The organism is Nonomuraea sp. NPDC049625 (assembly GCF_040675285.1).
Lineage (GTDB): Bacteria > Actinomycetota > Actinomycetes > Streptosporangiales > Streptosporangiaceae > Nonomuraea > Nonomuraea angiospora_A.
Genome location: NZ_JBFAOQ010000003.1, coordinates 489,180 through 513,580, shown reverse-complemented (window position 1 = coordinate 513,580; position 24,401 = coordinate 489,180). Strand labels below are relative to the sequence as shown.

At 70.5% G+C, this 24,401-nt stretch carries 29 protein-coding genes; 16 read left to right on the top strand and 13 right to left on the bottom strand.

Annotated elements, in window-relative coordinates; all coding sequences use genetic code 11:
• Window positions 1-390: an RNHCP domain-containing protein gene (locus AB0J87_RS15885; RefSeq protein WP_363965813.1), complete on the top strand. Its 390-nt coding sequence runs from the start codon at window positions 1-3 to the stop codon at window positions 388-390.
• A gap of 63 nt (window positions 391-453) precedes the next feature.
• On the opposite strand, the gene AB0J87_RS15880 is transcribed toward AB0J87_RS15885, so the two are convergent.
• Window positions 454-846, bottom strand: a complete 393-nt coding sequence (locus AB0J87_RS15880; protein ID WP_350722724.1) for an NUDIX domain-containing protein — start codon at window positions 844-846, stop codon at window positions 454-456.
• A gap of 262 nt (window positions 847-1,108) precedes the next feature.
• Between AB0J87_RS15880 and AB0J87_RS15875 the strand changes: the two genes are divergently transcribed.
• Window positions 1,109-1,489 carry a hypothetical protein gene (locus AB0J87_RS15875; protein ID WP_350722722.1) on the top strand — a complete coding sequence of 127 codons (381 nt, stop codon included), beginning with the start codon at window positions 1,109-1,111 and terminating at the stop codon, window positions 1,487-1,489.
• 50 nt (window positions 1,490-1,539) lie between these two features.
• Here the strand turns inward: AB0J87_RS15875 and AB0J87_RS15870 are convergent, their stop codons facing one another.
• Window positions 1,540-2,415: a tetratricopeptide repeat protein gene (locus AB0J87_RS15870; protein WP_363965810.1), complete on the bottom strand. Its 876-nt coding sequence runs from the start codon at window positions 2,413-2,415 to the stop codon at window positions 1,540-1,542.
• A 19-nt stretch (window positions 2,416-2,434) separates the two neighbouring features.
• Window positions 2,435-3,874 (bottom strand): aldehyde dehydrogenase family protein, encoded by a 1,440-nt coding sequence (locus AB0J87_RS15865; protein ID WP_363965808.1) that lies wholly within the window; start codon window positions 3,872-3,874, stop codon window positions 2,435-2,437.
• A 136-nt stretch (window positions 3,875-4,010) separates the two neighbouring features.
• Here AB0J87_RS15865 and AB0J87_RS15860 point away from each other — a divergent pair, with 136 nt between their 5' ends.
• Window positions 4,011-5,054 carry a class I SAM-dependent methyltransferase gene (locus AB0J87_RS15860; protein ID WP_363965806.1) on the top strand — a complete coding sequence of 348 codons (1,044 nt, stop codon included), beginning with the start codon at window positions 4,011-4,013 and terminating at the stop codon, window positions 5,052-5,054.
• Here the strand turns inward: AB0J87_RS15860 and AB0J87_RS15855 are convergent.
• The 3 genes from AB0J87_RS15855 to AB0J87_RS15845 are packed head-to-tail and all read right to left on the bottom strand — an operon-like array spanning window position 5,044 to window position 6,529.
• Window positions 5,044-5,433, bottom strand: a complete 390-nt coding sequence (locus AB0J87_RS15855) for a MaoC/PaaZ C-terminal domain-containing protein (RefSeq protein WP_363965804.1) — start codon at window positions 5,431-5,433, stop codon at window positions 5,044-5,046. The genes AB0J87_RS15860 and AB0J87_RS15855 overlap by 11 nt on opposite strands.
• Window positions 5,430-5,819 (bottom strand): MaoC family dehydratase N-terminal domain-containing protein, encoded by a 390-nt coding sequence (locus AB0J87_RS15850; RefSeq protein WP_363965802.1) that lies wholly within the window; start codon window positions 5,817-5,819, stop codon window positions 5,430-5,432. The genes AB0J87_RS15855 and AB0J87_RS15850 overlap by 4 nt, the downstream gene beginning before the upstream one ends.
• Entirely contained in the window at window positions 5,816-6,529 is a 714-nt protein-coding gene (locus AB0J87_RS15845; protein WP_363965800.1) for a GntR family transcriptional regulator, read from the bottom strand. Before AB0J87_RS15845 ends, AB0J87_RS15850 begins: the two co-directional genes overlap by 4 nt.
• A 135-nt stretch (window positions 6,530-6,664) precedes the next feature.
• On the opposite strand from AB0J87_RS15845, the gene AB0J87_RS15840 reads away from it, so the two are divergent.
• Genes AB0J87_RS15840 through AB0J87_RS15805 form a run of 8 tightly spaced genes read left to right on the top strand, consistent with a single transcriptional unit; the run spans window position 6,665 to window position 13,904 of the window.
• Entirely contained in the window at window positions 6,665-7,879 is a 1,215-nt protein-coding gene (locus AB0J87_RS15840) for a CaiB/BaiF CoA-transferase family protein (protein ID WP_363965798.1), read from the top strand.
• Window positions 7,876-8,262, top strand: a complete 387-nt coding sequence (locus AB0J87_RS15835; RefSeq protein WP_350722707.1) for a thioesterase family protein — start codon at window positions 7,876-7,878, stop codon at window positions 8,260-8,262. Before AB0J87_RS15840 ends, AB0J87_RS15835 begins: the two co-directional genes overlap by 4 nt.
• Entirely contained in the window at window positions 8,259-9,215 is a 957-nt protein-coding gene (locus AB0J87_RS15830; protein ID WP_363965796.1) for a tripartite tricarboxylate transporter substrate binding protein, read from the top strand. Before AB0J87_RS15835 ends, AB0J87_RS15830 begins: the two co-directional genes overlap by 4 nt.
• Window positions 9,212-9,685: a tripartite tricarboxylate transporter TctB family protein gene (locus tag AB0J87_RS15825; RefSeq protein WP_363965794.1), complete on the top strand. Its 474-nt coding sequence runs from the start codon at window positions 9,212-9,214 to the stop codon at window positions 9,683-9,685. Before AB0J87_RS15830 ends, AB0J87_RS15825 begins: the two co-directional genes overlap by 4 nt.
• Window positions 9,685-11,172, top strand: coding sequence for a tripartite tricarboxylate transporter permease (locus tag AB0J87_RS15820; RefSeq protein WP_363965792.1), 1,488 nt, complete (start codon window positions 9,685-9,687; stop codon window positions 11,170-11,172). The genes AB0J87_RS15825 and AB0J87_RS15820 overlap by 1 nt, the downstream gene beginning before the upstream one ends.
• Window positions 11,169-11,939, top strand: a complete 771-nt coding sequence (locus AB0J87_RS15815) for an enoyl-CoA hydratase/isomerase family protein (RefSeq protein WP_363965790.1) — start codon at window positions 11,169-11,171, stop codon at window positions 11,937-11,939. The genes AB0J87_RS15820 and AB0J87_RS15815 overlap by 4 nt, the downstream gene beginning before the upstream one ends.
• Before the next feature lie 23 nt (window positions 11,940-11,962).
• Window positions 11,963-12,670, top strand: coding sequence for a peptidoglycan editing factor PgeF (gene pgeF, locus AB0J87_RS15810; protein ID WP_363965788.1), 708 nt, complete (start codon window positions 11,963-11,965; stop codon window positions 12,668-12,670).
• A 37-nt stretch (window positions 12,671-12,707) separates the two neighbouring features.
• Window positions 12,708-13,904: a flavin-dependent oxidoreductase gene (locus AB0J87_RS15805; protein ID WP_363965786.1), complete on the top strand. Its 1,197-nt coding sequence runs from the start codon at window positions 12,708-12,710 to the stop codon at window positions 13,902-13,904.
• A 24-nt stretch (window positions 13,905-13,928) separates the two neighbouring features.
• On the opposite strand, the gene AB0J87_RS15800 is transcribed toward AB0J87_RS15805, so the two are convergent.
• The 4 genes from AB0J87_RS15800 to AB0J87_RS15785 all read right to left on the bottom strand — a co-directional run bounded on the left by AB0J87_RS15800 (window position 13,929) and on the right by AB0J87_RS15785 (window position 16,790).
• The gene (locus AB0J87_RS15800; RefSeq protein WP_363965784.1) at window positions 13,929-14,249 is read right to left on the bottom strand and encodes a hypothetical protein; all 321 of its coding nucleotides are present in this window, start codon (window positions 14,247-14,249) and stop codon (window positions 13,929-13,931) included.
• 56 nt (window positions 14,250-14,305) lie between these two features.
• Window positions 14,306-15,472 carry an ATP-dependent DNA ligase gene (locus AB0J87_RS15795; RefSeq protein ID WP_363965782.1) on the bottom strand — a complete coding sequence of 389 codons (1,167 nt, stop codon included), beginning with the start codon at window positions 15,470-15,472 and terminating at the stop codon, window positions 14,306-14,308.
• Complete coding sequence (locus tag AB0J87_RS15790; RefSeq protein WP_363965780.1) at window positions 15,456-16,190, bottom strand: pyrimidine reductase family protein; 735 nt, start codon at window positions 16,188-16,190, stop codon at window positions 15,456-15,458. The genes AB0J87_RS15795 and AB0J87_RS15790 overlap by 17 nt, the downstream gene beginning before the upstream one ends.
• A 99-nt stretch (window positions 16,191-16,289) precedes the next feature.
• A complete protein-coding gene (locus AB0J87_RS15785; protein WP_363965778.1) occupies window positions 16,290-16,790 on the bottom strand; it encodes a GNAT family N-acetyltransferase in 501 nt (166 codons plus the stop codon).
• Window positions 16,791-16,953: 163 nt separating this feature from the next.
• Here AB0J87_RS15785 and AB0J87_RS15780 point away from each other — a divergent pair, with 163 nt between their 5' ends.
• Window positions 16,954-17,367, top strand: coding sequence for a hypothetical protein (locus tag AB0J87_RS15780; protein WP_363965776.1), 414 nt, complete (start codon window positions 16,954-16,956; stop codon window positions 17,365-17,367).
• Here AB0J87_RS15780 and glgX read toward each other — a convergent pair.
• Both glgX and AB0J87_RS15770 read right to left on the bottom strand, forming a co-directional pair.
• Window positions 17,321-19,441 (bottom strand): glycogen debranching protein GlgX, encoded by a 2,121-nt coding sequence (glgX, locus tag AB0J87_RS15775; RefSeq protein ID WP_363966602.1) that lies wholly within the window; start codon window positions 19,439-19,441, stop codon window positions 17,321-17,323. The genes AB0J87_RS15780 and glgX overlap by 47 nt on opposite strands.
• A gap of 112 nt (window positions 19,442-19,553) precedes the next feature.
• Window positions 19,554-19,979: an OsmC family protein gene (locus AB0J87_RS15770; RefSeq protein WP_363965774.1), complete on the bottom strand. Its 426-nt coding sequence runs from the start codon at window positions 19,977-19,979 to the stop codon at window positions 19,554-19,556.
• A gap of 150 nt (window positions 19,980-20,129) precedes the next feature.
• Between AB0J87_RS15770 and AB0J87_RS15765 the strand changes: the two genes are divergently transcribed.
• The 4 genes from AB0J87_RS15765 to AB0J87_RS15750 all read left to right on the top strand — a co-directional run bounded on the left by AB0J87_RS15765 (window position 20,130) and on the right by AB0J87_RS15750 (window position 23,009).
• The gene (locus tag AB0J87_RS15765; protein ID WP_350722683.1) at window positions 20,130-20,687 is read left to right on the top strand and encodes a sigma-70 family RNA polymerase sigma factor; all 558 of its coding nucleotides are present in this window, start codon (window positions 20,130-20,132) and stop codon (window positions 20,685-20,687) included.
• Window positions 20,687-21,577 (top strand): maleylpyruvate isomerase family mycothiol-dependent enzyme, encoded by an 891-nt coding sequence (locus AB0J87_RS15760; RefSeq protein WP_363965772.1) that lies wholly within the window; start codon window positions 20,687-20,689, stop codon window positions 21,575-21,577. Before AB0J87_RS15765 ends, AB0J87_RS15760 begins: the two co-directional genes overlap by 1 nt.
• 241 nt (window positions 21,578-21,818) lie before the next feature.
• On the top strand, window positions 21,819-22,331 hold the full coding sequence (locus tag AB0J87_RS15755; RefSeq protein WP_363965770.1) for a hypothetical protein: 513 nt from the start codon (window positions 21,819-21,821) through the stop codon (window positions 22,329-22,331).
• Between the two features lie 105 nt (window positions 22,332-22,436).
• Window positions 22,437-23,009 (top strand): HD domain-containing protein, encoded by a 573-nt coding sequence (locus AB0J87_RS15750; protein WP_363966600.1) that lies wholly within the window; start codon window positions 22,437-22,439, stop codon window positions 23,007-23,009.
• Window positions 23,010-23,039: 30 nt separating this feature from the next.
• On the opposite strand, the gene AB0J87_RS15745 is transcribed toward AB0J87_RS15750, so the two are convergent.
• On the bottom strand, window positions 23,040-24,377 hold the full coding sequence (locus AB0J87_RS15745) for an ankyrin repeat domain-containing protein (protein WP_363965768.1): 1,338 nt from the start codon (window positions 24,375-24,377) through the stop codon (window positions 23,040-23,042).
• Between the last annotated feature and the right edge of the window lie 24 nt (window positions 24,378-24,401).

The following is a 24,401-nucleotide window of genomic DNA, read 5'->3' as shown; positions in this document are numbered from 1 at the left end:
ATGCCCAGGAGGAATCCGGTCCGGGACAGGGCCCGGCAACGCAAGAAAGCGCATCACCCGGACGCGTTCCGCTGTGTCTCCTGCAGGCTGGACGTCCCGATGATCGCGCCGGGCACCGCCCACCGTAACCACTGCCCGCACTGCCTGACGAGCCTGCACGTCGACCACCGGATCCCGGGGGATCGCCGCGCGGCCTGCCGGGGCAGGATGGCGGCGCTGAGCATCACCGTCCGGCCGGACGGGGAGTGGCTGATCATCCACCACTGCCAGTCCTGCGACGAGCTCAGCGCCAACCGCATCGCGGGCGACGACAACGCGCTGGCCCTGCTCCGCGTCGCCATGCGCCCCCTGTCCGCGCCCCGCCTCCCCCTGCCCGCCTGGGCGGGGTAGGCGACCCGACGGCCGTCCGGGGTGACCCCCGGACGGCCCGATGTGCCCCGGACGGACATCGGGTCAGCGCAGGCGGCCGTCCTGGTGGAGGTCGTCGAAGATGATCTGGTCCACGGGCGCCACGCGGTCGCGGTCGGCGTAGGTGAGCCAGACCACCTCCTCGATCTCACTGCTGGGCGTCGGCGTCCCCTCGTGGTCGGCGGTGTAGCAGGTCATCTTCACGATCACGCCGTCGGCGTGGCTGTCCGCCTGAGCCTGGTACGTGCCCAGGTGGACGGCGGTGGAGGGGACGATGGCGACCGACAGCTCCTCGTCGATCTCGCGGACGAGGGTGTCGAGGTCGCTCTCGCCGGGTTCGCGCTTGCCGCCGGGGAGGTAGTAGACGGTCTTGCCCCGTGACCGGGTACTGAGGATCTTGCCGTCCGCCAGGTGGATCCACGCGATCTTGTCAATCATGCCGACCATCATGCACATATCCATCCGCATTTATCCTCCTTGGAGAGTCATCGGATGGTTGGTCATTTCCTGCGACCGCGCGGCTTACATACGTCATCCCCGCAGAGATCTCTGGCACTCCCGAGACAGAGAAAACCACACCCAGCGCGTTCTCGCCGAGCCTCGCAATCTCGCGCTACCTGCGACGATGTCTCAGGGGAAGCGGAGATTCGCGTCATCGGGGCACGGAATCCCTTCCGAGTACATGCAAAGGCAGGAGTACGTGGACATTGAGGCGGAGATCCGCGCTTTGAAGCTCCGCATCGACGCGTTCGAAGCGATCGTGCGTTCCGGTGACGCAGATTCTGACGACTACAGCCATGCCCACCTGCGAACGGGGAGACGTACACGCGCGAAAGGCTCGAAGATCACCTCGGCGGACATCGCCGTCGCCGAGATGCGGGCCGAGATCGCGGATGTTCAGCTGGAGATCTCCCAGGACTTCGCGGCCCTGGGCGACGAACTGACAGGTCTTCGACGGCAGACCAACGATCAATTCATCTCCGCCCGCGCGGAGATCCTCGGGGTATTCGACTCCCTGCGGCACGACATGGTCGACCTCGGCCGCAGGCTCGACCGGTTGCTGGAGACCCGCAACGCATAGACGGGGGCGCGGCCAGGTCTCGCACCTGGCCGCCACTCCCGCCCGCGAGGTCAGTCCCCGAACTCCAGGTGCAGGGCCCGGGTGAAGTCGGAGATCGCCTCCTCGTGGCGGTCCGCCTCCTGCAGGATCTCCCCGCGTACGCGGAACGCCCAGATGTACTCGGGATCCAGCTCGATCGCCCGGTTCAGATCGCTCAGCGCCGCCTCGTTGTCGCCCAGCTCGCTCAGCACCGCCCCCCGGCTGCCATAGGCCCGGTCGTTCTCGGGGTCGAGCTCCACCGCGCGGCTCAGGTCCGCCAGCGCCTCCTCGTACCGGTCGATCATGCGGTACGCCTCACCCCGCCGGCTCAGCGCGCGCACGTACTCCGGGTTCGCCTCCAGCGCCTTCGTGTAGTCATCGATGGCCTCGGCGTAGAGGTGCATGCGCTGGTACAGGTCGCCCCGGGCGGCCCAGGAGTAGGGCAGGTCCGCGTTCAGAGCGATGATCTTGGCGTGTTCCTCCAGGGCCTCGTCCAGGCGGTCCAGGTCCACCAGGACGTCGGCCTTCGCCTCCAGGATCCACAGGGAGTCGGGGGAGAGGGTGAGGGCGTGCTCGAAGTCGGTCATGGCCTCGTCCAGGCGGCCCATCGCGGCGTACGTCTGGCCCCGGGAGCCCAGCGCGTACGCGCTGTCCGGCTCCAGCTTGAGCGCCTCGTCGAAGTCCTCCAGGGCGGTCTCGTAGCGTTCGATGACGCGATGGCTCTCGCCGCGCAGCCGCCAGGCGCGGGCGTTGTCCGGTACTAACGCGATCGATTCCGTCAGATCCGCGATCGCGGCGTCATACCTCGACAGGGCGATGTACGATTCGGCGCGACTGCGTAGTACGGACGCACGGGACTGCGCGGCTGCGTCCGGCAGCTCGGATTCGTCCTTGATCCCCTCGCTCATGAGGCGTAAATCTATCCGACTAAATCTGGATTATGGCCGCCTTTTCGCGGGTGTACTCGAGGACCGAATCGTGCCCGTACCCGCTGTCCTTGACGCCCCCGAACGGGAGGCCGGGCGGCATCTGCCGGAACGTGTTCACCCACACCGTCCCGCTCTGCAGATCGCGCACGAAACGGTGCGCCCGCCCCAGGTCACGCGTCCAGACGCCGGCCGCCAGGCCGTAGCGGGAGTCGTTCGCGATCTCCAGGGCCTCCTCGTCGGAGGAGAACGGCATGGCCACCGCCACCGGGCCGAAGATCTCCTCCTGGCAGAGCCGGAGCGAGTTGTCCGTGGTCGTGTAGAGGGTGGGGGAGACCCAGTAGCCGCCCGGCAGGCCGGGCACGACCTCCGCCCCCGTCCGTCCGCCGAAGAGCAGGCTCGCCCCCTCCTTCTCGGCCAGCTCCAGGTACGACCTCACGTGCTCGTACTGGGCCGAGGAGACGATCGGGCCCATGGTCGTCCGCAGGTCGAGCGGGTCGTCCAGGACCAGCTCGGCGCAGATGCGCGCGATGCGCTCCAGCAGCTCGTCCCAGATCGAGTGGTGGATGAGGATGCGGGAGCCCGCCACGCAGACCTGCCCGGCGTTGCCGGTGTAGACGGAGTTCACGGTGACGCCCTGGGCGGCCGCGTCCAGGTCGGCGTCGGGGAAGACGATGTTCGGGGACTTGCCCCCGAGCTCGAACGTCAGCGGCTTCAGCGCGTCCGCCGACGCCCGGGTGATGGCCTGGCCGGTGGCCGTCGAGCCGGTGAGGCTGATCTTGGCGACGTCGCGGTGCCGTACGAGCGCGTCCCCCACCTCCTCGCCCAGGCCGCTGACGATGTTCAGCACCCCGGGCGGGAACACCTCCGCCAGCAGCTCGCCCAGCCGCAGCACCGACGCGCTCGCCTGCTCGGCCGGCTTGACGATCACCGTGTTGCCGGCCGCCAGCGCGTACGCCGCCTTGGCCGAGAACGTGGAGATAGGTGAGTTCCACGGGATGATGCAGACCGCCACCCCGTACGGCTCCCGCCGCGTCAGCCCGAGCGTGTCCGGGCCGAGGATGACCGTGTCGCCCTTGGCCGCGTCCAGGCACTGCCCGGCGGCCAGCTGCCACAGGTACGCCATCCCGGGCAGGTCCTTCTTCAGCGTGTCGCGCAGGATGCGGCCGTTGTCGCGCGTCTCCAGCCTGGCCAGCTCCTCGGCGTTGCGGGCGAACACCTCCGACACCTTGCGCAGGTAACCCGCTCTGGCCAGGGCGGGCAGCGCCGACCAGGCGGGGAAGGCGCGCCGGGCCGCCGCCACGGCCGCCTCGGCGTCGGGCGCCCCGCTCGCCGGGATCCGCGCCCACACCTCCCCGGTCGCCGGGTTGACCGAGTCGAGGGTTCTGCCGTCGCTTGCGGGGACCAGCTCGCCGCCGACGAGATTGCGATAGTCAGACACGGACCAAGCATATGCTTGCTTGTCATCATTCGCCATGAAGCCCTAAGATCACGTAAAGTGCCCGGATCTTCACGCATAGCGGTCCTTGGCGTCGGGGAAGACGCTTCGCATGGCATATCGACTGTTGAGCCGGTTGGTGTATGGCTCCCGATACGACCGCATTCCCTGGGCGCAGCGCGTGTACGTCCGTCCGGGGGAACGCCTGGTGCGCGAGGCGCAGTGGCAGCTGCTGACCACGCGGGCCCCGGTCATGGAGCTGACGGACTACCGCAGGCTCAGGCCGCTGAAGGCGAACGAGGAGTTCCTGGCCTGCATGATGTGCGGGGAGTCGCGCCAGCAGCCGATGTTCGAGCCCTCCGGCAACGGCTGGCACTATCACGTCGTCCGCTGCCCCTCGTGCGGCTTCCTCTACCGCAACCCCAACATCCTGCCCGAACGCCTCGGCGACCTGTACGCCACCGGCTACAACACCTTCCTGACCGGCTCGTACGCCGCAAAACGGCAGCGCCGGTACGAGCTGACCATGGACGCGTTCTCGCCGGTGTTCGACGAGGGCAAGGAGCGCCGACTGCTCGACTTCGGGTCTGGGACCGGGCTGTTCCTGGAGCTGGCCGAGCGGCGCGGGTTCGACGCCTGGGGCGTGGACCTGTCGCCGGAGTCCGTCGTCCAGGCCAACGAGCGGCTGAGCAGGGCACGCGCGTATCTGGGCGCCCCCGAGGACGTCCCGGAGATCGCCGCGGGCGGGTTCGACGTGATCACGCTCTGGTCGGTGCTCGCGCACCTGCCCAGGCCGCTGGACGACTTCCGAAGCTTCCGCCGCCTGCTGGCGCCCGGCGGCGTGCTGCTCATCCTGACCGTGAACGCCCAGTCGCTCCTGCTCAAGGCGTACGGGCCGGCGTGGAGCGGCTTCACCAGGAACCACCTGATGTTCTACTCCCCGTGGACCGTGCGCAGGCTGCTGAGCCGTACCGGCTTCGCGGGCGTCTCCTTCGCCCCGCACTACGGCGACACGGTCGAGGCCGGCACGACCGCCCTGCCCCGCCCGCTGCGGCGGAGGCTGCGCCGCAGCGTGGACCTCAGCGACGGCGGCAACATGATGCGCGTGCTGGCCTTCGCCGACGACGAGGCGATCGGCCGCTGGGGCGGCGGCCCGCTCGCCGTCCACCGCCTCAGCCGTTGACCTCCTCGTCGTAGACCACTTCCGCGCGTCCGAGCGTGGTGCGGCGGCCCGTGTCGTCCTCGCCCCACAGCTCCAGCTCCGCCCGGTTGCCGTCGGTCGACACCACCCGGCCCCGGCACGTGTGGGCGCGGTCGCGGAAGTCCATGCCGCGGTAGCTGACCTCCAGCACGGCCAGCCGCCCCCGTCCGCCGAGCCAGCCGGTGACGAGCCTGCCCAGGTAGGCGGCCTTGAGCAGCCCGTGCACGGCCAGCTCGGGGTGGCCGAGCGAGCGGGCGAAGCCGAGGTCGTAGTGCATCTCGTAGAAGTCGCCCGACGCTCCGGCGTACTCGACGAGCCTCCGCAGCGTGGTCGTCTCCGTCAGTGGGGGAATGTCGGTCATTTCCTGATCCTGGTGCCGATGTGCCTGACCACCAGCTCGCCGTCCGGCCGGCGGAACTCCGTCTCGAACGTCAGCAGCGCCATCGGCCCCGCCGACCCGTTCTTCTCGACGACCCCGGTGAACCGGGGCCGCGACACGATCACGTCGCCCACGCGCAGCGGCGCGTGGTACTCGAACCGGTCGCCGCCGTTCAGCCAGCCGGACCCGTACGACGAGGCGGCCGGCAGCGACGGCGGCTCGTCGAGGAAGCACGCCGTGAACGTGGGCGGCACCTCGTCGCCCGACGCCCCGACGGCGCGCAGGTAGAAAGCCAGGTGCCGCCGCTCGACGACGTCCTCGCGCGGCGGCCCCGTCCAGCCCACCGCCTCCTGGAGAGCCTCGATCATGTGTTTCCTTCCCTGACCCGCTTCAGCCAGGCCAGCGACTCGGGGGAGTGTCCGCCGACCCGGTCCTCGATGCCGTCGAGGAACGCCATGTCACCGTGCCCGGCCAGCTCCCGGTGCACGGCCTCGGGCGAGCCGGCCTCGATCACCTCCAGCAGCCGCCGATGCCGCTCCCAGTCGTCGACGAGCGACTCGCCGGACGCCCTGACCTGCCGGTTCATGCCCATGCAGAGCAGCATCTGGAGCTGGATCGACCGGTAGGCCTCCTCCAGCCGCCGGTGCCCGGACAGCCCGATGACCGAGCTGTGGAACTCGACGGCCTGCTCCAGCACCCCCAGCCAGTCGCCGGATCGCGCGGCGGCCTCGTGCCGGTCGAGCGCGGCGTGGCAGCGCCGGAGCCGGGCGGGCTCGCGTACCGGGACGCCGAGGTCCACGGCCATCCGCTCCAGCTCCCGCCGCAGCGTGACGATCTCGTAGATGTCGTGCAGCGTGAGCTGCGTGACGAACGCGCCCCGCCGCGGCTGCTGGGTGATCAGCCCCTGCTGCTCCAGCACGCGCATGGCCTCGCGCAGCGGCGGCCTGCTGACGCCCAGCTCCTGGGTGAGCTGGTTCTCCACGACCCGGTCGCCCGGCTGCAGCTTGCCGCTGAGCAGCATGCGCATCAGCGCCTCGGTGGCGAGCTGAACCATGCTGGGGGGTGCCTCGATGCGCATCGTGGTCTCTCTTGTCGTAGGCGATCATCGTCTGCCGCCATAGTGCCGAAGAACTTCCGGCAGAACCCTTGTCTAGCTCACTTGTCTTCTGTAGACAATAGACCAATCCGGCCCGAAGTGAGGTTTTCGTAACACATGACCACTCCACTGTCCGGCATCCGGGTCGTCGAGGTCGGCGCGTTCATGGCGGCCCCCTTCGCGGCCATGCAGCTCGCCGACCTCGGCGCCACCGTCATCAAGGTCGAGAACCCCGACGGAGGCGACGGAGTGCGCGCCGTCGGCCCGTTCGCGGCCGGGCACAGCTCCCCGTTCGCCCGGCTCAACAGGAACAAGCGGTCGGTCGCGCTGGACCTGAAGTCCGAGCTCGGCGTGGCGGCCTTCCGCCGCCTCGTCGAGGACGCCGACGTCCTGGTGGAGAACCTCCGCCCCGGCGCCATGCGCCGGCTCGGGCTCGGCTTCGCCGACCTGAAGGAGCTCAACCCCGGCCTCGTGTACGTCTCCGCCTCCGGCTGGGGCCAGGACGGCCCGCTCGCGGACCTGCCCGGCCTGGACATCATGGCCCAGGCCAGGGGCGGCCTGATGAGCGTCACCGGCATGCCGGGCGGCGACCCGGTCAAGGTCGGCGTGCCCATCGCGGACCTGGTGTGCGGGCTCTACGGCGCGCTCGGAGCGATCTCCGCACTGCACGCCCGCGCGCTGACCGGCCAGGGCCAGCACGTGGACGTGTCGCTGCTGGAGTCGGCCGTGTCGTTCGCCATCTGGGAGGCGGGCAAGTATTTCGCCACCGGCGAGGTGGGCGGGCCGCTCGGGTCCGCGCACCAGAGCACGGCGCCGTACCAGGCCGTCCGCACCTCCGACGGCTGGTGCACGGTCGGCGCCGTCACCCCCAAGACCTGGCGCGGCTTCTGCGTGGCGCTCGGCCTGACCGCCCTGCTCGACGACGAGCGCTACACCGACGCGCACGATCGGCACGGCCTGCGCCACGAGCTGATCCCTGCCATCGAGGCGGCCACCACCCGGCGCACCACGGCCGAGGTCGTGGCCGCGCTCGACGAGCACGGCGTGCCGTGCGCCCCCATTTCCGACTACTCCCAGGTGTTCGAGGACGAGCACCTGAACCAGCGCGGGTTCTTCTGGGATGCCGAGCATCCCGAGATGGGCCCCGTACGCCAGCTCGGCTCGGCCATGCGTTTCTCGGACACGCCGACGAGACGCGGCCCCGCCGGACCGTCGCTCGGCGCGGACACCGTGGAGGTGCTGCGCGAGTGCGGTCTGACCGAGCAGGAGATCGACCGGCTGCTCGCCGAAGGCGCGGCGGCCCAATCCCCCACCCCCTTGGAGAGTTCATGAGCGACCAGCTGACCCCGGGTGTGAGCGCCGGCCTCACCTGGGTCGTGACGGAGCGGCACTGCACCCGCCGCGGCGACCACGACATCTTTTCGACCCCCAACCTGGTCCACCTGATCGAGGACGCCGCCATCGAGGCGCTGGCCCCGTACCTGGCCGACGGCGAGGGCAGCGTCGGCAGCAAGGTCGAGATCGCGCACGTGGCGCCCACGCTCAAAGGGGGCGAGGTGACCGCGACCGCCACGGTGACCGAGGTGGACCGGCGGCGCGTCGTGTTCGCCGTGGTCGCCGAGGACGCCAACGGGAAGGTCGGCGAGGGTACTCACGAACGCTTCATCATCAACCTGGACAAGTTCGCCGCCAAGCTCGCGGAGCAGGCGTCATGAGGGGGGCGTGGGTCGCCGTGCTCCTGCTCGGGGTCGCCGCCTGCGGCACGAACGCCGACGCCGGGGGCGGCGCGTGGAAGCCGCGCGGCGACGTCCGCATGATCGTGCCGTTCTCGGCGGGCGGCGGTAGCGACCTGGCGGGCCGCGCCATCGCCGCCGCCCTGGAGAAGGCCCAGCCCGGGCTGAAGGTCACCGTGGAGAACCGCGAGGGCGGCTCGGGCGCGGTCGGCTACTCGGCCCTGCTCGGCAAGAAGGGTGACGGCAAGTACCTGCTCGCCACCGAGAACGCCATCCTGTCGCTGCCGCTCAGCGGCCAGGTGTCCTTCACCCGGCAGGACTTCACGCCGGTCGCCAAGCTGGCCGAGGATGGCGGCATCGTCGTGGTCAGGAAGGACTCGCCGCTCAAGACGTGCGCCGACGTGGTCGGCGCGGCCAGGAGCGGCCGGGTGAGCGTGGGCATGTCGGGTGCGTACGGCGTGGACAACGTGATCTTCACGATGATCGAGCAGAAGACCGGCGTGAAGTTCCAGCGGGTGCCGTTCGAGTCGGGCGGCGAGCTGGTGCCGGCCGTGCTCGGCGGCCAGATCCAGGTCGCCCTGCTCAACCCGGGCGAGGTGATCGGCCAGTTCAGGTCCGGCGACCTCCGGGGCCTGTGCGTCACCACGGACAAGCGCTACACCTACCCCGAGTTCGCCTCCCTGGGTACGGCCAAGGAACAGGGCATCGACGTCTCGTACGTGCAGTTCAGAGGCTTCATCGGGCCGGGCGGGCTGGACGCGCGGGAGAAGGCGTACTGGGAGCAGGCGGCCAGGGGTGTGGCCAAGACCGCCGAGTTCCAGAAGTGGCTCAAGGACAACTACCTGCAGCAGGCCGAGCTGTACGGCGCCGACTTCGGCGAATACCTCGAACAGCTCGACACGGCGCTCGCGCCGGTGCTGAAGAAGTCGTCATGAGGCAACTGCTCCGCGGCGAGGCCGTCGTCTGGGCGGTGCTGGTCTGCCTGGCGACGGCCATGGCCGCCGGCTCGTTCGGCTACGGCATCACCAAGGACGGCGGGCAGGTGGGGCCCGGGTTCCTGCCGCTGGTGAGCGGCGTGGCGCTGGCCGTGCTCTCGGCCGCCTGCCTCCTGCAGTCCGTACGCCGTGCCGCGCCCGCCACCGAGGCGGACGACCCGCGGCGCGTCAGGACTCTGTGGACCGTGTTCGCCATGCTGCTGGTCGCGCTGCTGCTGGTGCCGCTGACCGGGTTCCTGGTGGCGTTCGGGCTGCTGGTCTTCGCCGTGTCGGCGTTCGTGGAGAAGCAGCGGGTCGTGCCGGCGGCGGGCGTGGCCGTGGCCGCCACGGTGGTGATCTACGCGGTGTTCGTGCTGTTCCTGGCCGTCCCGCTGCCCGGCGGGCTGCTGGGCGTCGGAGGTGACGGGTGATGCTGGACAACCTGGTCATGGGCTTCGGCGCGGCCCTCACGCCCGCCAACCTGCTGTGGTGCTTCGTCGGCGTGCTCGCCGGGACCGTCATCGGCCTGCTGCCGGGGCTGGGCTCGACGACCGGCGTGGCCGTGCTGCTGCCGCTGACGCTGTCGTTCGAGCCGCTGACCGCGCTCATCATGCTCGCCGGGATCTACTACGGCGCCCAGTACGGCGGCACGATCACCTCCGTGCTGATCTCCACGCCCGGCGAGGCGGCCAGCGTGGTGACCGCGATCGACGGCTACCAGATGGCCCGCAAGGGACGGGCCGGGGCGGCGCTGGCGATCGCGGCCATCGGGTCGTTCGCCGCCGCGATCGTCTCGCTGGTGCTGCTGGTCGCGATGGCGCCGCCGTTCGCCAAGCTGGCGCTCGACTTCGGCCCGCCCGAGAACCTCGCCGTCATGATCCTCGGCCTGGCCACCATCGTGAGCTTCTCCGGCGGGGCGCGGCTGCGCGGCCTGGCCATGGCCGTGCTCGGCGTCCTGCTCGCGACCGTCGGCGTGGACGCGGCCACCGGGCTGCCCCGCTACACCTTCGGGGACGTGGACCTGCTGTCCGGGCTGCCGTTCGTCCAGGTGATGATCGGGCTGTTCGCGGTGGGGGAGGTGCTCTACCAGATCAGGCAGGGTGCGGCCGAGCCCATCCGGGCCCGCTTCAGGGACCTGGTGATCACCCGGGAGGAGCTGTCCCGCTCCAAGGGGGCGATCGCCCGGGGGAGCGTGATCGGCTACCTGCTCGGCTGCCTGCCCGGCGCCGGGTCCACGCTGGCGTCCTTCCTCGCGTACGGGGTGGAGAAGCGGGTCTCGCGGCACCGGGACGAGTTCGGGCAGGGTGCGATCGAGGGCGTCGCGGCGCCGGAGAGCGCCAACAACGCCGCCGCGAACGCCAACTTCGTGCCCACCCTCGCGCTGGGCATCCCGGGCGGCGCGACCACGGCCGTGCTGCTGGGGGCGTTCACGATGTACGGGATCCAGCCGGGGCCGCTGCTCTTCGACGAGCAGCCGGAGCTGGTGTGGGGGCTGCTGGCCTCGTTCTTCATCGGGAACGTGCTGCTGCTGGTGCTGAACCTGCCGCTGGCGCCGCTGTTCGCGCAGATGTTGCGGATCCCGTACGGGTATTTGTATCCGCTCATCCTGGTCACCAGCTTCGTCGGGGCCTATTCGATCGACAACAACATGTTCAGCGTGTGGATCGTGTTCGCTTCCGGACTGATCGGATATTTCATGAAAAAATTTGATCTGCCGATGGCGCCGCTCGTGCTCGGGCTGGTGATCGGGGCGCTGTTCGAGAAGGCGCTCGTGCAGACGTCCGCGATGGGGGACGGCGATCTGACGATCATCCTCACCCGGCCGATCGCGCTGGCGGTGCTCGTGTCGGCCGCCCTGCTGGCGGCCGGGCCCTCGCTGCTGAAGCTCATCCCACGAAGAGTCAAGGAGACGGTGTGACCGAGCTTGTCGTCGTCGCCGACGGGCCCGTGCTGCGGGTCACGTTCAACCGGCCGGAGCAGCACAACGCGCTGACCTGGGCGATGTGGGACGGCCTTTACGACGCCTGCGAGCGGGCCGACGCGGATCCCGCCATCAAGCTGCTCGTGTTGTCGGGGGCCGGTGGTCGGGCCTTCGTGGCGGGCACCGATATTTCGCAGTTTTCCACCTTTGTCGATGGGGACGACGGGATCGCGTACGAGCGCAAGGTCCAGCGGATCATCGACCGGCTCGAACGCGTCAAGGTGCCCACCGTGGCCGTCGTCCAGGGCTACTGCGTGGGCGGGGGCCTCGTCGTGGCCGCCGCCTGCGACCTGCGGCTGGCCGTGCCGGATGCCCGGTTCGGGGCTCCCATCGCCAGGACGCTGGGCAACTGCCTGTCGATGAACACGTACTCGCTGCTCGTCCACCACCTCGGCCCCGCCCGCACGCTGGACATGCTGCTGCGGGCCCGCATGTACACGGCCGAGGAGGCGCACGCCGCCGGGTTCGTGGCCGAGCTGTGCGCTCCCGACGACCTGCCCGCGCGGCAGGCGGAGGTGGAGGAGCGGCTGCTCTCCCACGCGCCGCTGTCGATGTGGGCGGCCAAGGAGGCGGTCAGGCGGCTGCGCGTGGCCGGCCTGCCGGACGGCGACGACATCGTGGCCACGGTCTTCGGCAGCACCGACTTCCACGCCGCCGTGCCCGCCTTCCTCGCCAAGGAGCGGGCCACCTGGCAGGGCCGGTGAGCCTCGCGCTCTAAGATCGAGCCATGGAGCTGGCCCCTGGAGTGCGTGTCGCCGTCACCGATCGCCACGGAGGGATCAGCGTCCCGCCGTTCGGGTCGCGCAACCTCGGCGGGATGGTCGGCGACGACCCGGAGGCCGTGCGGGCCAACCGGGCGGGGGTGGCCGCCGAGCTGGGCGTGCGAGGCGTCGTGTTCATGCGCCAGGTCCACAGTGCCGACGTCGCGTACGTGAGCGAGCCCTTCGGGGACGATCCGCCCGCGCTCGACGGCGTGTTCACCACCGAGCCGGGGCTGGCGCTGGCCTCGCTCGGGGCCGACTGCCCGGCGGTGCTGGTGGCCGACCCGGTGGCCCGCATGGTGGGCGCCGCGCACTCCGGCCGCCCCGGCACCGAGGCGGGCATCGCGAGCACCCTGGTGGCGGCCATGGCGGCCAAGGGCGCGGCGCCGGGCCGGATGGTCGCGCTGGTCGGGCCCGGCGCGTGCGGCCGCTGCTACGAGGTGCCCGCCGACCTGCGCGAGCGGGTGGCCTCCCGCGTCCCCGAGACGTGGTCCACGACGTCGTGGGAGACGCCCGCGCTCGACCTGCGGGCCGGGATCGAGGCCCAGCTCCGTGCCGCGGGGGTCCAGGACGTACGCCATGACGCCCGCTGCACGATCGAGTCGGCGGAGCTCTACTCGCACCGCAGGGAGCAGCCGGGCGGTCGTTTCGCCGGGCTCATCTGGCTCACATAGGCTCCTTTTTCCGCATTTCTTCGGTTAATGTCGCTCCATGCGCGTCGTCATCGCGGGGGCGGGCATCGCCGGGCTGACCGCGGCCCTGAGCCTGCACGCCGCGGGAGTCACCGATGTGGTCATCCACGAGGCGGTCGACGAGCTCCGGCCGCTGGGCGTGGGCATCAACATCCTGCCCCACGCCGTACGCGAGCTCATCGAACTCGGCCTGGCCGACCGCCTGGCGGAGATCGGCGTTGAGACCGCCGACCTCACCTTCGTCAACCGGTACGGCCAGCGCATCTGGTCCGAACCGCGCGGGCTGACGGCCGGCTACAAATGGCCCCAGTACTCGATACACCGGGGCCGGCTGCAGTTCATGCTCCTGCGGGCGGTCCAGGAGCGCCTCGGCGCGGAGGCGGTGGTGACCGGGTCGCCCGTCACCGAGCTCGACCACGACGCGGACCTGCTCATCGGCGCCGACGGCATCCGCTCCGGCGTCCGGCAGGCGCTGTTCCCCGAGGAGGGCGAGCCGTTATGGAGCGGCGACGTGCTGTGGCGCGGCACCTCGTACAGCACGCCGTTCATGACCGGCAAGTCCATGATCATGGCGGGTGACGGCGCACAGAAGATCGTCATCTATCCCATCGCGCCGCCGGACCCCGACGGCAGGCAGCTGATCAACTGGGGCATCCAGCACAGGGCCACGGAGGCCACGCACCGGGGCGACTGGAACCGGCCGGTGAGCCTGGAGAAGGTCCTCCCGCACGTGGCGGACTGGCACTGCGACGAGCTCGACATCCCCGGGCTCATGGCGGCGGCGGAGAAGGTGTTCGAGTATCCGCTGGTGGACCGGGACCCGTTACCGTCCTGGTCGACGAAGAAGGTGACGCTGATGGGCGACGCCGCGCATCCGATGTACCCCACCGGCTCCAACGGCGGCACCCAGGCCATCATCGACGCCCGCGTCCTGGCCTACGCGCTGGCGACCGGCCGGGGGCTGGAGTTCTACGAGGAGCAGCGCCGGCCCGTCACGAACAACGTCGTGCTGGCCAACCGCAAGGACGGGCCCGAGGTCGTCCTGAAGCTGGCCCACCAGCGCGCCCCGCGAGGTTTCGCCGACGTCGAGGACGTCCTGCCGCTGGCCGAGCGCGAGGAGATCGCCCTGCGCTACAAGCAGCTGGCCGGCTTCGAGCCCGCCACGCTGAACGCACGCCGGAGCTGGTCGGTGGAGACCGACGCCTCCCCGGAGTGAGGGATCAGGCGCGGGCCGCCGGAGTCAGCCGCTCTTGTCGTTCGACCTCCCCGAGTTGAAGATCGCGTTGATGATGATGATCCCGAGCCAGATCGGCACCAGGTAGCCCGCCTTGTCGTCCCCCAGCAGGACCAGCAGGAGGGTGGAGATGGTGCCGAGGCTGAGCGAGACGATCGCCAGGGCGAGCCGCTGCCCGTCGGGCGCCCGGTCGCGTGCCGGCGCCTTCGACGCCCGCTGCGCGATGCGCTCGTCCACCCGCCGGTCGACCTCCTGCCCCATCTTGTCGAGGAAGGACTCGACCACGGCGTCCTCGAACTCCGGCCCGAGGTCCCGGCGGGCGGACACAGCTGCCTTTAACTCATCCCCTGTACTCATATGTCGAGATATAACGGGTGGCATGGCTACCGGGCAAGGATGTCGTCCAGGTTGTAACTCACGGGACGTTCGAGCTGCTCGTACGTGCATGACTCCGGCGTGCGGTCGGGCCGCCAGCGCCGCCACTGCGCCGTGTGCCGGAACCGGTCGCCTTCCATCTGGTCGTAGGCCACCTCGATCACCAGCTCCGGCCTGAGCGGGATGAACGACAGGTCCTTCTTGGCGTTCCACCGCGACACCGCGCCGGGCACCCGCTGCCCGCCCGTCGCGGGCCCGGCGGCGGGCTGGCCGACGTTGGCCGCCGCCTGCTGGGCCCAGTGGCCCCAGGGGTGCTCGCTCAGCTCCGCGAGGTACGGCTTGATCTCCTCGACCAGCTCGGCCCTGCGCGCCATCGGGAACGAGGCCGCCACGCCCACGTGGTGCAGCCGGCCGTCGTCACCGTAGAGGCCGAGCAGCAGCGATCCCACGATCGGGCCCGACTTGTGCTCGCGGTAGCCGCAGATCACCACGTCGGCCGTGCGCTCGTGCTTGACCTTGAACATCGTGCGCTTGTCGGGGATGTACGGCTGGTCGCCCGGCTTGACGATGATGCCGTCGAGCCCCGCGCCCTCGAACATCTCGAACCACTCGGCCGCCTGCTCGTCGTCGATCGTGACCGGGGTCAGCCGAATGGACTCGCCCTTTTCCGAAAATATCCCCTCAAGTCGCGCGCGGCGCTCCGAGAACGGCGTCTCCATCAGCGACTCGTCGCCCAGCGCCAGCAGGTCGAACGCGACGAACTGGGCCGGCGTCTGCTCCGACAGCAGCTTCACCCGCGAGGCCGCCGGATGGATGCGCTGCTGCAGCGCGTCGAAGTCGAGCTGCGACCCCCTCGGCAGCACGATCTCGCCGTCCACCACGCACCTGTCCGGCAGCTCCGCCCTGACCGCCTCGACCAGCTCCGGGAAGTAGCGCGTGAACGGCCGCTCGTTGCGGCTGCCCAGATAGACCTCGTCGCCGTCACGGAACACGATGCACCGGAAACCGTCCCACTTCGGCTCGTAGAACAGCGAGCCGTTCTGCTTGGGCATGGCCTTGACCGGCTTGGCCAGCATGGGCGGCACCGGCGGGCGCACCGGCAGGTTGGGCACCGGCTGCTCTTCGGCGGGCTCCGCGAGCCCGGTCGGCTCCGTGGGCTCAGTCGGCTCGGTCATGGCTCTGCTCCCTGTCGTATTTGCAGAAGAGGACCCCCTCCTCCTCCAGCACCTGGCTGAGGCGCAGCGAGACCTCCGAGGGCTCGCCGTTGAGTATGCGCGCCGCGCCGCCCCCCACCAGCAGCGGGCTGATGGACAGGCACATCTCGTCGACCAGGTCGTGGGCCGCGAGCTGGGCGTTGATCCTGGGGCCGCCCTCGCACAGGATCCTGGTCAGCCCGCGCGCGTGCAGCTCCGTGACGGCCGGCGCCAGGTCGACGCTCTCGCCCCCGGCCACGATGACGTCGGCGTGCCTGGCCGCCGCCTTGCGCCGCTCCTGCGGGGCGGCCTCGCAGGTGATCACGATCGTCCGGCTGGGCGCCTCGGTGAACAGCTCGTCGTCGAGGTCGAAGTCCAGGCTGCGGGTGATGACCGCGATGGGCGGCACCTCCGGCCTGCCCGCGCGGATCTCGCCCCACCAGTCACGCGGGGGGACGGGACCGTATCCCTCCTTGCGCACGGTCGCGGCGCCCGCGAGGACGACGTCGGCCAGGCCGCGCAGGGTCTGGAAGATCCGCTTGTCACCCGCGCTCGACAGCCCGCCCGAGCGGCCCTTCAGCCACGCCGCGCCGTCGGCGCTGGCCACCATGTTGAGCCGCAGCCACGGCCGCCCCTCGGGGTAGGCGTACGCCTGCACGATGTCCGGGTTGTCCTGTATGTCGGGATAGATGCGCCGCACTCCTCTACCTTGGCACACCCCACCGACAGTTGGCCCACGCGGGAGCTCGCGCTGGGGCGGGGCCCGCTCGTCGCGGGCCCCGCCCGGTTCCTGGGCTGGTCAGGCGGTGGTGAAGGAGATCCACGCGTCCGGGGGAACGTCGGGCCGGTTCGGCACGGCCAGGCGCTCCTCCGTCCACGCCTCACCGGCGATCTCGATGGCGACGCGCCGCCAGAACGCGACGGCCGCCGCGTTCGAGTCCTGGAAGGCGATCTTCCAGGGGCCGGGGTGCCGGGAGATCACCTCCCGTACGACCTCCATCCCGATCCCGGACCGGCGCGCGCCGCGTACCACGAAGAAGCTGTTCAGCACGCGCGCCGGGCCGGACAGCGCGCGCACGAACGAGAACCCGACGGGCCGGTCGTCGCTGGTGAACAGGTAGGCCGCCCAGTCGTCGTCCTCGAGCGCCGAGCGCAGCCGGTCGCTGTGATAGGTGGCGTCGGGGTTGGGCAGCCCGCCCTGGAACTCCGCCATGTCGTGGCGGAACATGAGCCAGAGCCGTTCGACGGTGGGGTGGTCGGCGGCGCATACGGGCCGCACGGTTGCCTGAGAAATGGTCATACAAACACGTTCCGGCCGGAATCAACATCCGACCGGAAAGGTAAAGCTAGCAGATGCGAGCGGGCATTTCGGGATATGGGGCGTATAGCACTTTTGTGTATCCAAGGACGCGCGGGCGTTCACGTGCTTACGTGGCGGAAGGGGATCGGGGGAGGGAGGCCCTGTGGGTCTGATCACCGCTGTGGCATGGGCGATCGCCGCGCTGGCCGGAGTGTACCTGCTCTACTTCTGGCTCTCCGGGGACGGGCTGCGCCGGGCCAAGGTCACCCGCTTCCCGGCCGCGCTGGTGTTCTCCCACCCGACGCTGGCCGTGTCGGCGCTGGTGTGCTGGGTGGGCGGGCTGGTCACGGGGAGCAGGGCGCTGGCGTGGGCCGCGTTCGGAGGGCTGGCGGTGGCCGCGCTGCTGGGGTTCACGATGTCCACGCGCTGGCTCGGGGCCGGGCGGCACACGACAGGCGGGCGCCGGTTCCCGGTGCTGGCGGTGACGCTGCACGGCCTGGCGGGGGTGGCGACGTTCGCGCTGATGCTGCTCACCGCGAGCGCGGCTGGCGCAGGACCTGGAGGGAACGGGCCGTGACGGCGACCAGGTCGCCGGCCTGCCAGCCCTCGTCCACGAACGCGTCCTCCATCGTCTCGTGGCTGGTGTCGAGCACGGGCACCCATCCGGTGCCGCACTCCTCGCCCGGCAGCGTGAACGACATGTTCTCGTGGTGGGCGTTGATGAGCAGCAGGAACGAGTCGTCCACGATCCGCTCGCCGCGCGGCCCGGGCTCGGTGATGGCCTCGCCGTTGAGGTAGACCATGAGCGACTTGGCGTAGCCGATGTGCCAGTCGCTCGCCGTCATCTCCGTGCCGCCCGGGGTGAGCCAGACCAGGTCGCGCTTGCCGTCCTTGGGATGGCGGCCGTGGAAGAAGCGGCGGCGCTGGAAGACCGGGTGCTCGCGGCGCAGCTTCGACAGCGCCCTGACGAACTCCAGCAGCTCCGGCTCCGTGTGCAGCATCGACCAGTCGACCCAGGCCAGCTCGTTGTCCTGGCAGTAGGCGTTGTTGTTGCCGCGCTGGGTGCGGCCGAGCTCGTCGCCGTGGGAGAGCATGGGCACCCCCTGCGACAGGAACAGGGTGACCAGGAAGTTGCGGCGCTGGCGGTGGCGGAGCTGGACGATGCCGGGGTCCTCCACGGGGCCCTCGGCGCCGCAGTTCCAGGAGCGGTTGTCGTTGGTGCCGTCGCGGTTGTCCTCGCCGTTGGCCTCGTTGTGCTTGTGGTCGTACGAGACCAGGTCGCTGAGGGTGAAACCGTCGTGGCAGGTCACGAAGTTGATCGAGGCGACCGGGCGGCGGCCGGAGGACTCGTACAGGTCGGCGGAGCCGGTCAGGCGGGAGGCGAACTCGGGGAGCGCGGAATGCGTGCCTCTCCAGAAATCGCGCACGATGTCGCGATATTTGCCGTTCCACTCCGTCCACAAAGGCGGGAAATTCCCGACCTGGTAGCCGCCGGGCCCCACGTCCCACGGCTCGGCGATCAGCTTGACCTGCGAGATCACCGGATCCTGCTGGATCAGGTCGAAGAACGCGCTCAGCCGGTCGACGTCGTGCAGCTCCCTGGCCAGCGCCGAGGCCAGGTCGAACCGGAACCCGTCCACGTGCATGTCGAGGACCCAGTAACGCAGCGAGTCCATGATCAGCTGCAGCGCGTGCGGCGAGCGTACGTTGAGGGAGTTTCCGCACCCGGTGTAGTCGAGGTAGTAGCGCCGGTCGCCGTCGTGCAGCCGGTAGTAGGCGGCGTTGTCGATCCCCCGGAACCCCAGCGTGGGCCCCATGTGGTCGCCCTCGGCCGTGTGGTTGTAGACGACGTCGAGGATGACCTCGATGCCCGCCTCGTGCAGCGCCCGCACCATCGCCTTGAACTCCAGCACCTGCTGCCCCCGCGTCCCCGCGCTGGAGTAGCCGCCGTGGGGAGCCAGGTAGGCCATGGTGTTGTAGCCCCAGTAGTTGGTCAGCCCGCGGGCGACCAGGAAGTGCTCGGGGATGTAGTGGTGGACCGGCATCAGCTCGACCGCCGTCACCCCCAGCGACAGCAGGTGGTCGATGATCGCCGGATGCCCCACGCCCGCGTACGTGCCGCGCAGGTCCGGCGGCACGTCGGGGTGGCGCATGGTGAGCCCGCGCACGTGGGCCTCGTAGATCACGGTCTGGTGGTACGGGATGCGCGGCGGCCGGTCGTTGCCCCACTCGAAGAACGGGTTGATGACCACGTTCTTCGGCATGTAGGGGGCGCTGTCCTCGGTGTTGCGCCGGGTCGGATCGGTGAAGTAATAGGGGAACAGCGCCTGGTTCCAGGTCAGCTCGCCGTCGATGGCCTTGGCGTAGGGATCGAGGAGCAGCTTGGCCGGGTTGCACCGGTGGCCCTGCGACGGGTCGTGCGGGCCGTGGACGCGGTAGCCGTAGCGCTGGCCCGGCTGGATGCCCGGCAGGTAGCCGTGCCAGACGAACCCGTCGACCTCGGGCAGGTCGACGCGCTCCTCGGTGCCGTCGTCATGAAAAAGGCACAGCTCGACTCGCTCGGCGACCTCGGAGAACACCGCAAAGCTGGTGCCAACGCCATCCCAGGTGCCGCCGAGTGGATAGGGCTCGCCCGGCCAGACCTCGCGCATGTGGCCCAATTGTCGCACGCGAACACGCTCTTGGTCTCTCAATGCGCCGATCGCCCTCCGTACCGGGGTCTCCACGTGCCCGGCCTCCGGGCCGGGCAGGTCGCGGAGACCGTCAGAGCAGCTCGGCGTTGAGCGTGATCATGGTGCCCGTCAGGGCCTTGCTGACCGGGCAGTTGGCCTTGGCCGTCTCGGCGGCCTCCGCGAACTGCTCGGCCGAGATGCCGGGAACGTGGCCCTTCACCGTGAGCACGATGCCCGTGATGCCCTCACCCGGCTGGAACGTCACGTCGGCGCTGGTCTCCAGCGACTCCGGCGGGGTGCCGGCGCCGGCCAGCCCGTGCGAGAGCGCCATCGAGAAGCAGGAGGAGTGGGCGGCCGCGATGAGCTCCTCCGGGGACGTCTTGCCGCCGGCCTCCTGGGACCTGGACGGCCAGGAGACCTCGAACGTGCCCACGCCCGAGGTGTCGAGCGACACGGTGCCCGAACCGTTGATCAGGTTGCCCTTCCACTGGGTGGTGGCGGTGCGAGTGGTGGCCATGACGTGCTCCCTCCGTATTGGTCCTCCGACCTTATCGCGCGCCGGCAAACTCCCTGCCTCTCGGTCATCCAGCTCTACTTTTCCGGCGAATAATGACATGCTCGGGTCGCGGCGCACCCGCCGCCTTGGTCCGGATTACACGGGAGTGTGGTGCCAGTGGAGGCACCGTACGACGACCGCCTGCTGCACCAGCGGGTGGTCGGCGGCGATGAGTCCGCGCTGGGCGAGGTCTACGATCGGCTCTCCTCGCTGATCTTCGGGCTCGCGCTGCGGGTCACCAGGGACCGGGTGATCGCCGAGGACATCACTCAGGAGGTGTTCCTGGTCTTCTGGGAGCGCCCCCTGTCCTATGACCCGGAGCGCGGCACCTTACGCGCCTGGCTCGCGACGATCGCGCACCGCCGCGCGGTCGACCACGTGCGCGCCGAGGAGCGGCGGCGGGTGTCGGCACTCGGACCCAGGCTGTTCGAGCGCGAACCTGACAGACTGGAGGACACGGTCCTGGCCTCGGACGAGGCCAAACGGGTGCGGCAGGCGGTGACCTCGCTGCCCGACGGCCTCCGGGAGGCGGTGGAGCTCGCCTACTTCGGCGGCAGGACCTATCGGCAGGTGAGCGAGGAGCTGGGCGTGCCCGAGGGCACGGCCAAATCGCGCATCCGGCTGGCGCTGAGACGCCTGGCGGACGCGCTTGCGGAGGAAGAGGTGTAATGGACCCCATCGAGCGCCTCTATCTGGACGCGATGATGGAGGACCCGGAGGTGCCGGCCCGTTCGTTGCGGCCCCAGCTCCTGGCCGGGGCCAGGGCCCGGCGCAGGCCCGCGGCCCCCACCGCGACCTGGGCGGAGCCGTACGCGGGCCGGGTGGCCGCGATGGACGCGCTGCTGGCCTCGGCCGTGGACGACGACTGGTCACGCGTGATCGTCGAGGGCTGGACCCTCCAGGAGCTCGTCGCCCACCTGGCCGCCAAGGACGGCCTCCTGGCCGCCTCCGTCGGCGCCCCCGTGCTGGGGCCGCCCATGGGCGCGACCGATTCGACGGGACGGACGAGCGACGTTCAGGCGTACGAGCGCACCCGCAGCCCCGAGCAGACCAGAAGGGACTGGCGGGCCCAGGCCGACGCCCTCTGCCGCCACCTCGCCGACCTGCCGCCCACGACCCCGGCCACCCTGGACGGCATGGAGGTCCCGGTCCGCGACCAGCTCCTGGCGCGCTGCCTGGAGACCTGGATCCACACGGCCGACGCCGCCCGGACCGCCCGGCTGCGCCTGCCCGACCCCATCGCCGAGCACATCCACCCGACCGCCGACCTGTGCGCGCGCCTGCTGCCCTGGACGATGCTCCTGTCGGGCATGGACGGCTCCGGCCGCACCCTCCACCTCACGCTGACGGGCGCGGGCGGGGGCGAGTGGCAGGTGCCGCTGGGCGTGGAGGACACCCGGCCCGGCCCGCCGGACGCCCACATCACGGCGGACGTGGTCGCGTTCTGCTTCCTGCTGGGCGGCAGGGGAGAGCCCGCCGAGTTCCCGGCCGAGCTGGCCGGCGACCTGCCGCTGGCCAGGGACGTCCTGACCGCGGCCCCGGCGCTTTCCGGCCCCTGACCGGCGGCGCTGTCCATTCTGGGGGAATTGGGCGGGAAATGCCCTGGGATATAGCGCGAGGTCCTTTAAGTAACTCGCAAAACCATCGTTTAATGACCCCGCATGGTTTTGACAGGTTATTTGGGTTTACATAGTTAGGCGAGAATATTCACATGGGTACGTCTGCCCCTGTCTGAGTGCCTGCGGAGATAGTGGGCACTGGATTTCGGGCCGATCTACCCATGAACGGAAACGAATGCACGTGAACACTGAAAGTCGGCAATCGCGGACGCCTCGCCATGGGCGGGCCGCGACACTAACGCTGGCCGGCGCCATCGTCGGCTCCCTGCTCCTTCCCACGGGTCTGGCGGCCGCGGCGAGCGCGGTGCCGAGCAGCGCCGCGGGCGTCGGGGTCATCTCGAACGAGAAGCCGCCGCTCTGTGGGAAGCACTGCGGCCGTCGCGGATGGGGAGGCGGCTGCTGGCGCCCCTGGTGTGGCCCCTGGGGCTGGGGCGGCTGGGGACGTCGTCACCACCACCGTGATGACGACGAGATCATCCGCATCCGCACACCGCGCCGCGAGCACCACCGTCCGGTGCACCACACGCCGCCGACGGTGCAGACGCCTCCCGTCAAGGAGACGCCGGTCAAGCAGCCGATCAAGGACGACGACCAGTACGAGGCCCCCGAAGAGACGGGCCAGGAGACGGGCCAGAACGACAGCTGGTGGCCCAACGGGGACGACTGGCGGGATATCTTCGGGCCCGAGAATTAACCGGTGAGCTGAAACAGCTCCCGTTTTTGGAGAAACGGTCGATGACAAATGCCGTGGCCGGCGAAACGGCCACGGCATTTGCCGTAGGAGAGGAGGGTCCCCGTGATGGACGACGCGACGGGACTGGCGGGGCTGCTGTACGAGTTCGGGCTGCTCAAGCGCTACAAGCGGACCGGGTGGCTGGTGGCGGGCGTACGGGACCCGGAGAGCATCGCCGAGCACTCGTTCCGCGCGGCCGTCATAGCCGGCGTGATCGCGAGGCTCGAAGGCGCGAATCCGGAGCGGGCCGCGTTCATGAGTCTCTTCCACGACACCCAGGAGACCCGCATCACCGACATCCCGTACATCGGCAAGCGCTACCTCAAGGCGGCCTCCAACGAGGACGTCACCGCCGACCAGATGCGCGGCCTGCCCGCGGAGGTGGCGGACATGGTCGCCGACGCGGTGGGGGAGTACGAGGAGAAGGCCAGCCTCGAAGCCGTCTGCGCCCGGGACGCGGACAAGCTGGAATGCCTCATCCAGGCGCTCGAATACCGGGAGCAGGGGCACCAGAACGTCCAGGGCTGGATCGACAGCTCCCTGGACGCCCTGACGACCCCGACCGGGAAACGGCTGGCCGAGGAGGCCCTGCGCACCGGCACTCTGGAGTGGGTGACGCGCGTGCTCAACGGCGACTGAGCGCTCCCCGGTCCGGCGGGAGGGTGCGGGTCAGCCGGTGACGGGCTGGGTGACGAGGTCCCGCTCGTACTCGTCGTCGCTCTCCGCCAGCACCCGCTCCACCCCCCGCGAAGCGCGCTCGTCGCCCCGCGTCAGCAGCCCGCGCGTGGCCTCGGCCACCGTGCGCAGGTCGGCGTCGGCGAGGCGGGCGGCCAGGGCCTCACGGATGACGGGCGTGTCCTCGGACAGCCCGGCGAGCCCGGCGGTGGCCCAGTCGCGCACCTCCGTGTCCTCGTCCTCCGTCATCGCGATCAGCAGCGCCAGGCCCTCCTCGTGGCCCGGCGGCAGCACGTCGGCCAGCGCGATCGCGTCCGTCATCGTGCGCTTGTGCCCCGGACGCCCGATGACGTCCAGCACGTACGGCAGCGCGCGGGCGTCCCCCTGGTGCCCGAGCGCGGCCAGGACCGACCGCAGCACCTGCGGGTTTCCCTCCGTGGTGACCATCTTCTGCAGCAGCGGCAGCGTCGTGTCGAGGTAGGGCTTCTCCCCCTCCGCGAACCCGAACTGGGCGATCGCGTCGACCCCGAACTCCCGCTCCCTGGCGTCCTCGCTCCCGCACAGCCGGACCAGCGCCTCGTACGTCTCGTCGTCCGCCCGCCTGCCCAGCGAGTCGGCCACGATCCACCAGGTCTCGGCGTCCTCGTCGATGTCGCGGTGCGCCACGGCCCGCGCCACGAGCTGCTCCACCGGCGTGTACGTGCCCGTCGCGTCCTCCAGCAGGGTCGCGACGGCGGCGTGGCCGCGCTGCGCCTGCACCTGCTCGCTCTCCGAGCCGTCGGCCGCGCGTCCGGCCACCGTGACCAGCTCGGTGCCGTCCTTGGCGTACTGGCGGGCCACGACGTACTCCCAGCCCTCCTTCTCGATCTGGTCGAGCAGCGCGCTCTCCAGGTGCACGCCCACCCAGGAGGCGGCGATCTCGAGCGGCGTGTCGCCGTCGCCGTCGTACTTCTCGGCATCGGCGCCCGCTTCGAGCAGCACCTGCACCACGCCCAGCGCGCCGCGCCGGACGGCCAGCGTGAGCGGGGTGTCGCCGGACTCATTGGCCGCGTCGACCTCCGCGCCAGCCTCGATCAACGCCTTGGCGGTGGCGGCGTGGCCGTTGGAGGCCGCCCAGTGCAGCGCCGTCCAGCCGCCCTCCTCCCGGCCGTTCACGTCGGCGCCGGCCGTCAGGAGCGCGCCGGCCACCTCCACGCGGTCCCAGGCGGCGGCCGCGCACAGCGGCAACCCCTCCTCACCTGGGCTGTTGGGATCGGCGCCGCCGGTGAGCAGCTTGCCCACGGTCTCGGTCTCGCCGTTCAACGCCGCGCGGTAGAGCTGTTCCTCATGCATGACAGGGACCCTAGCCTGGTCCGG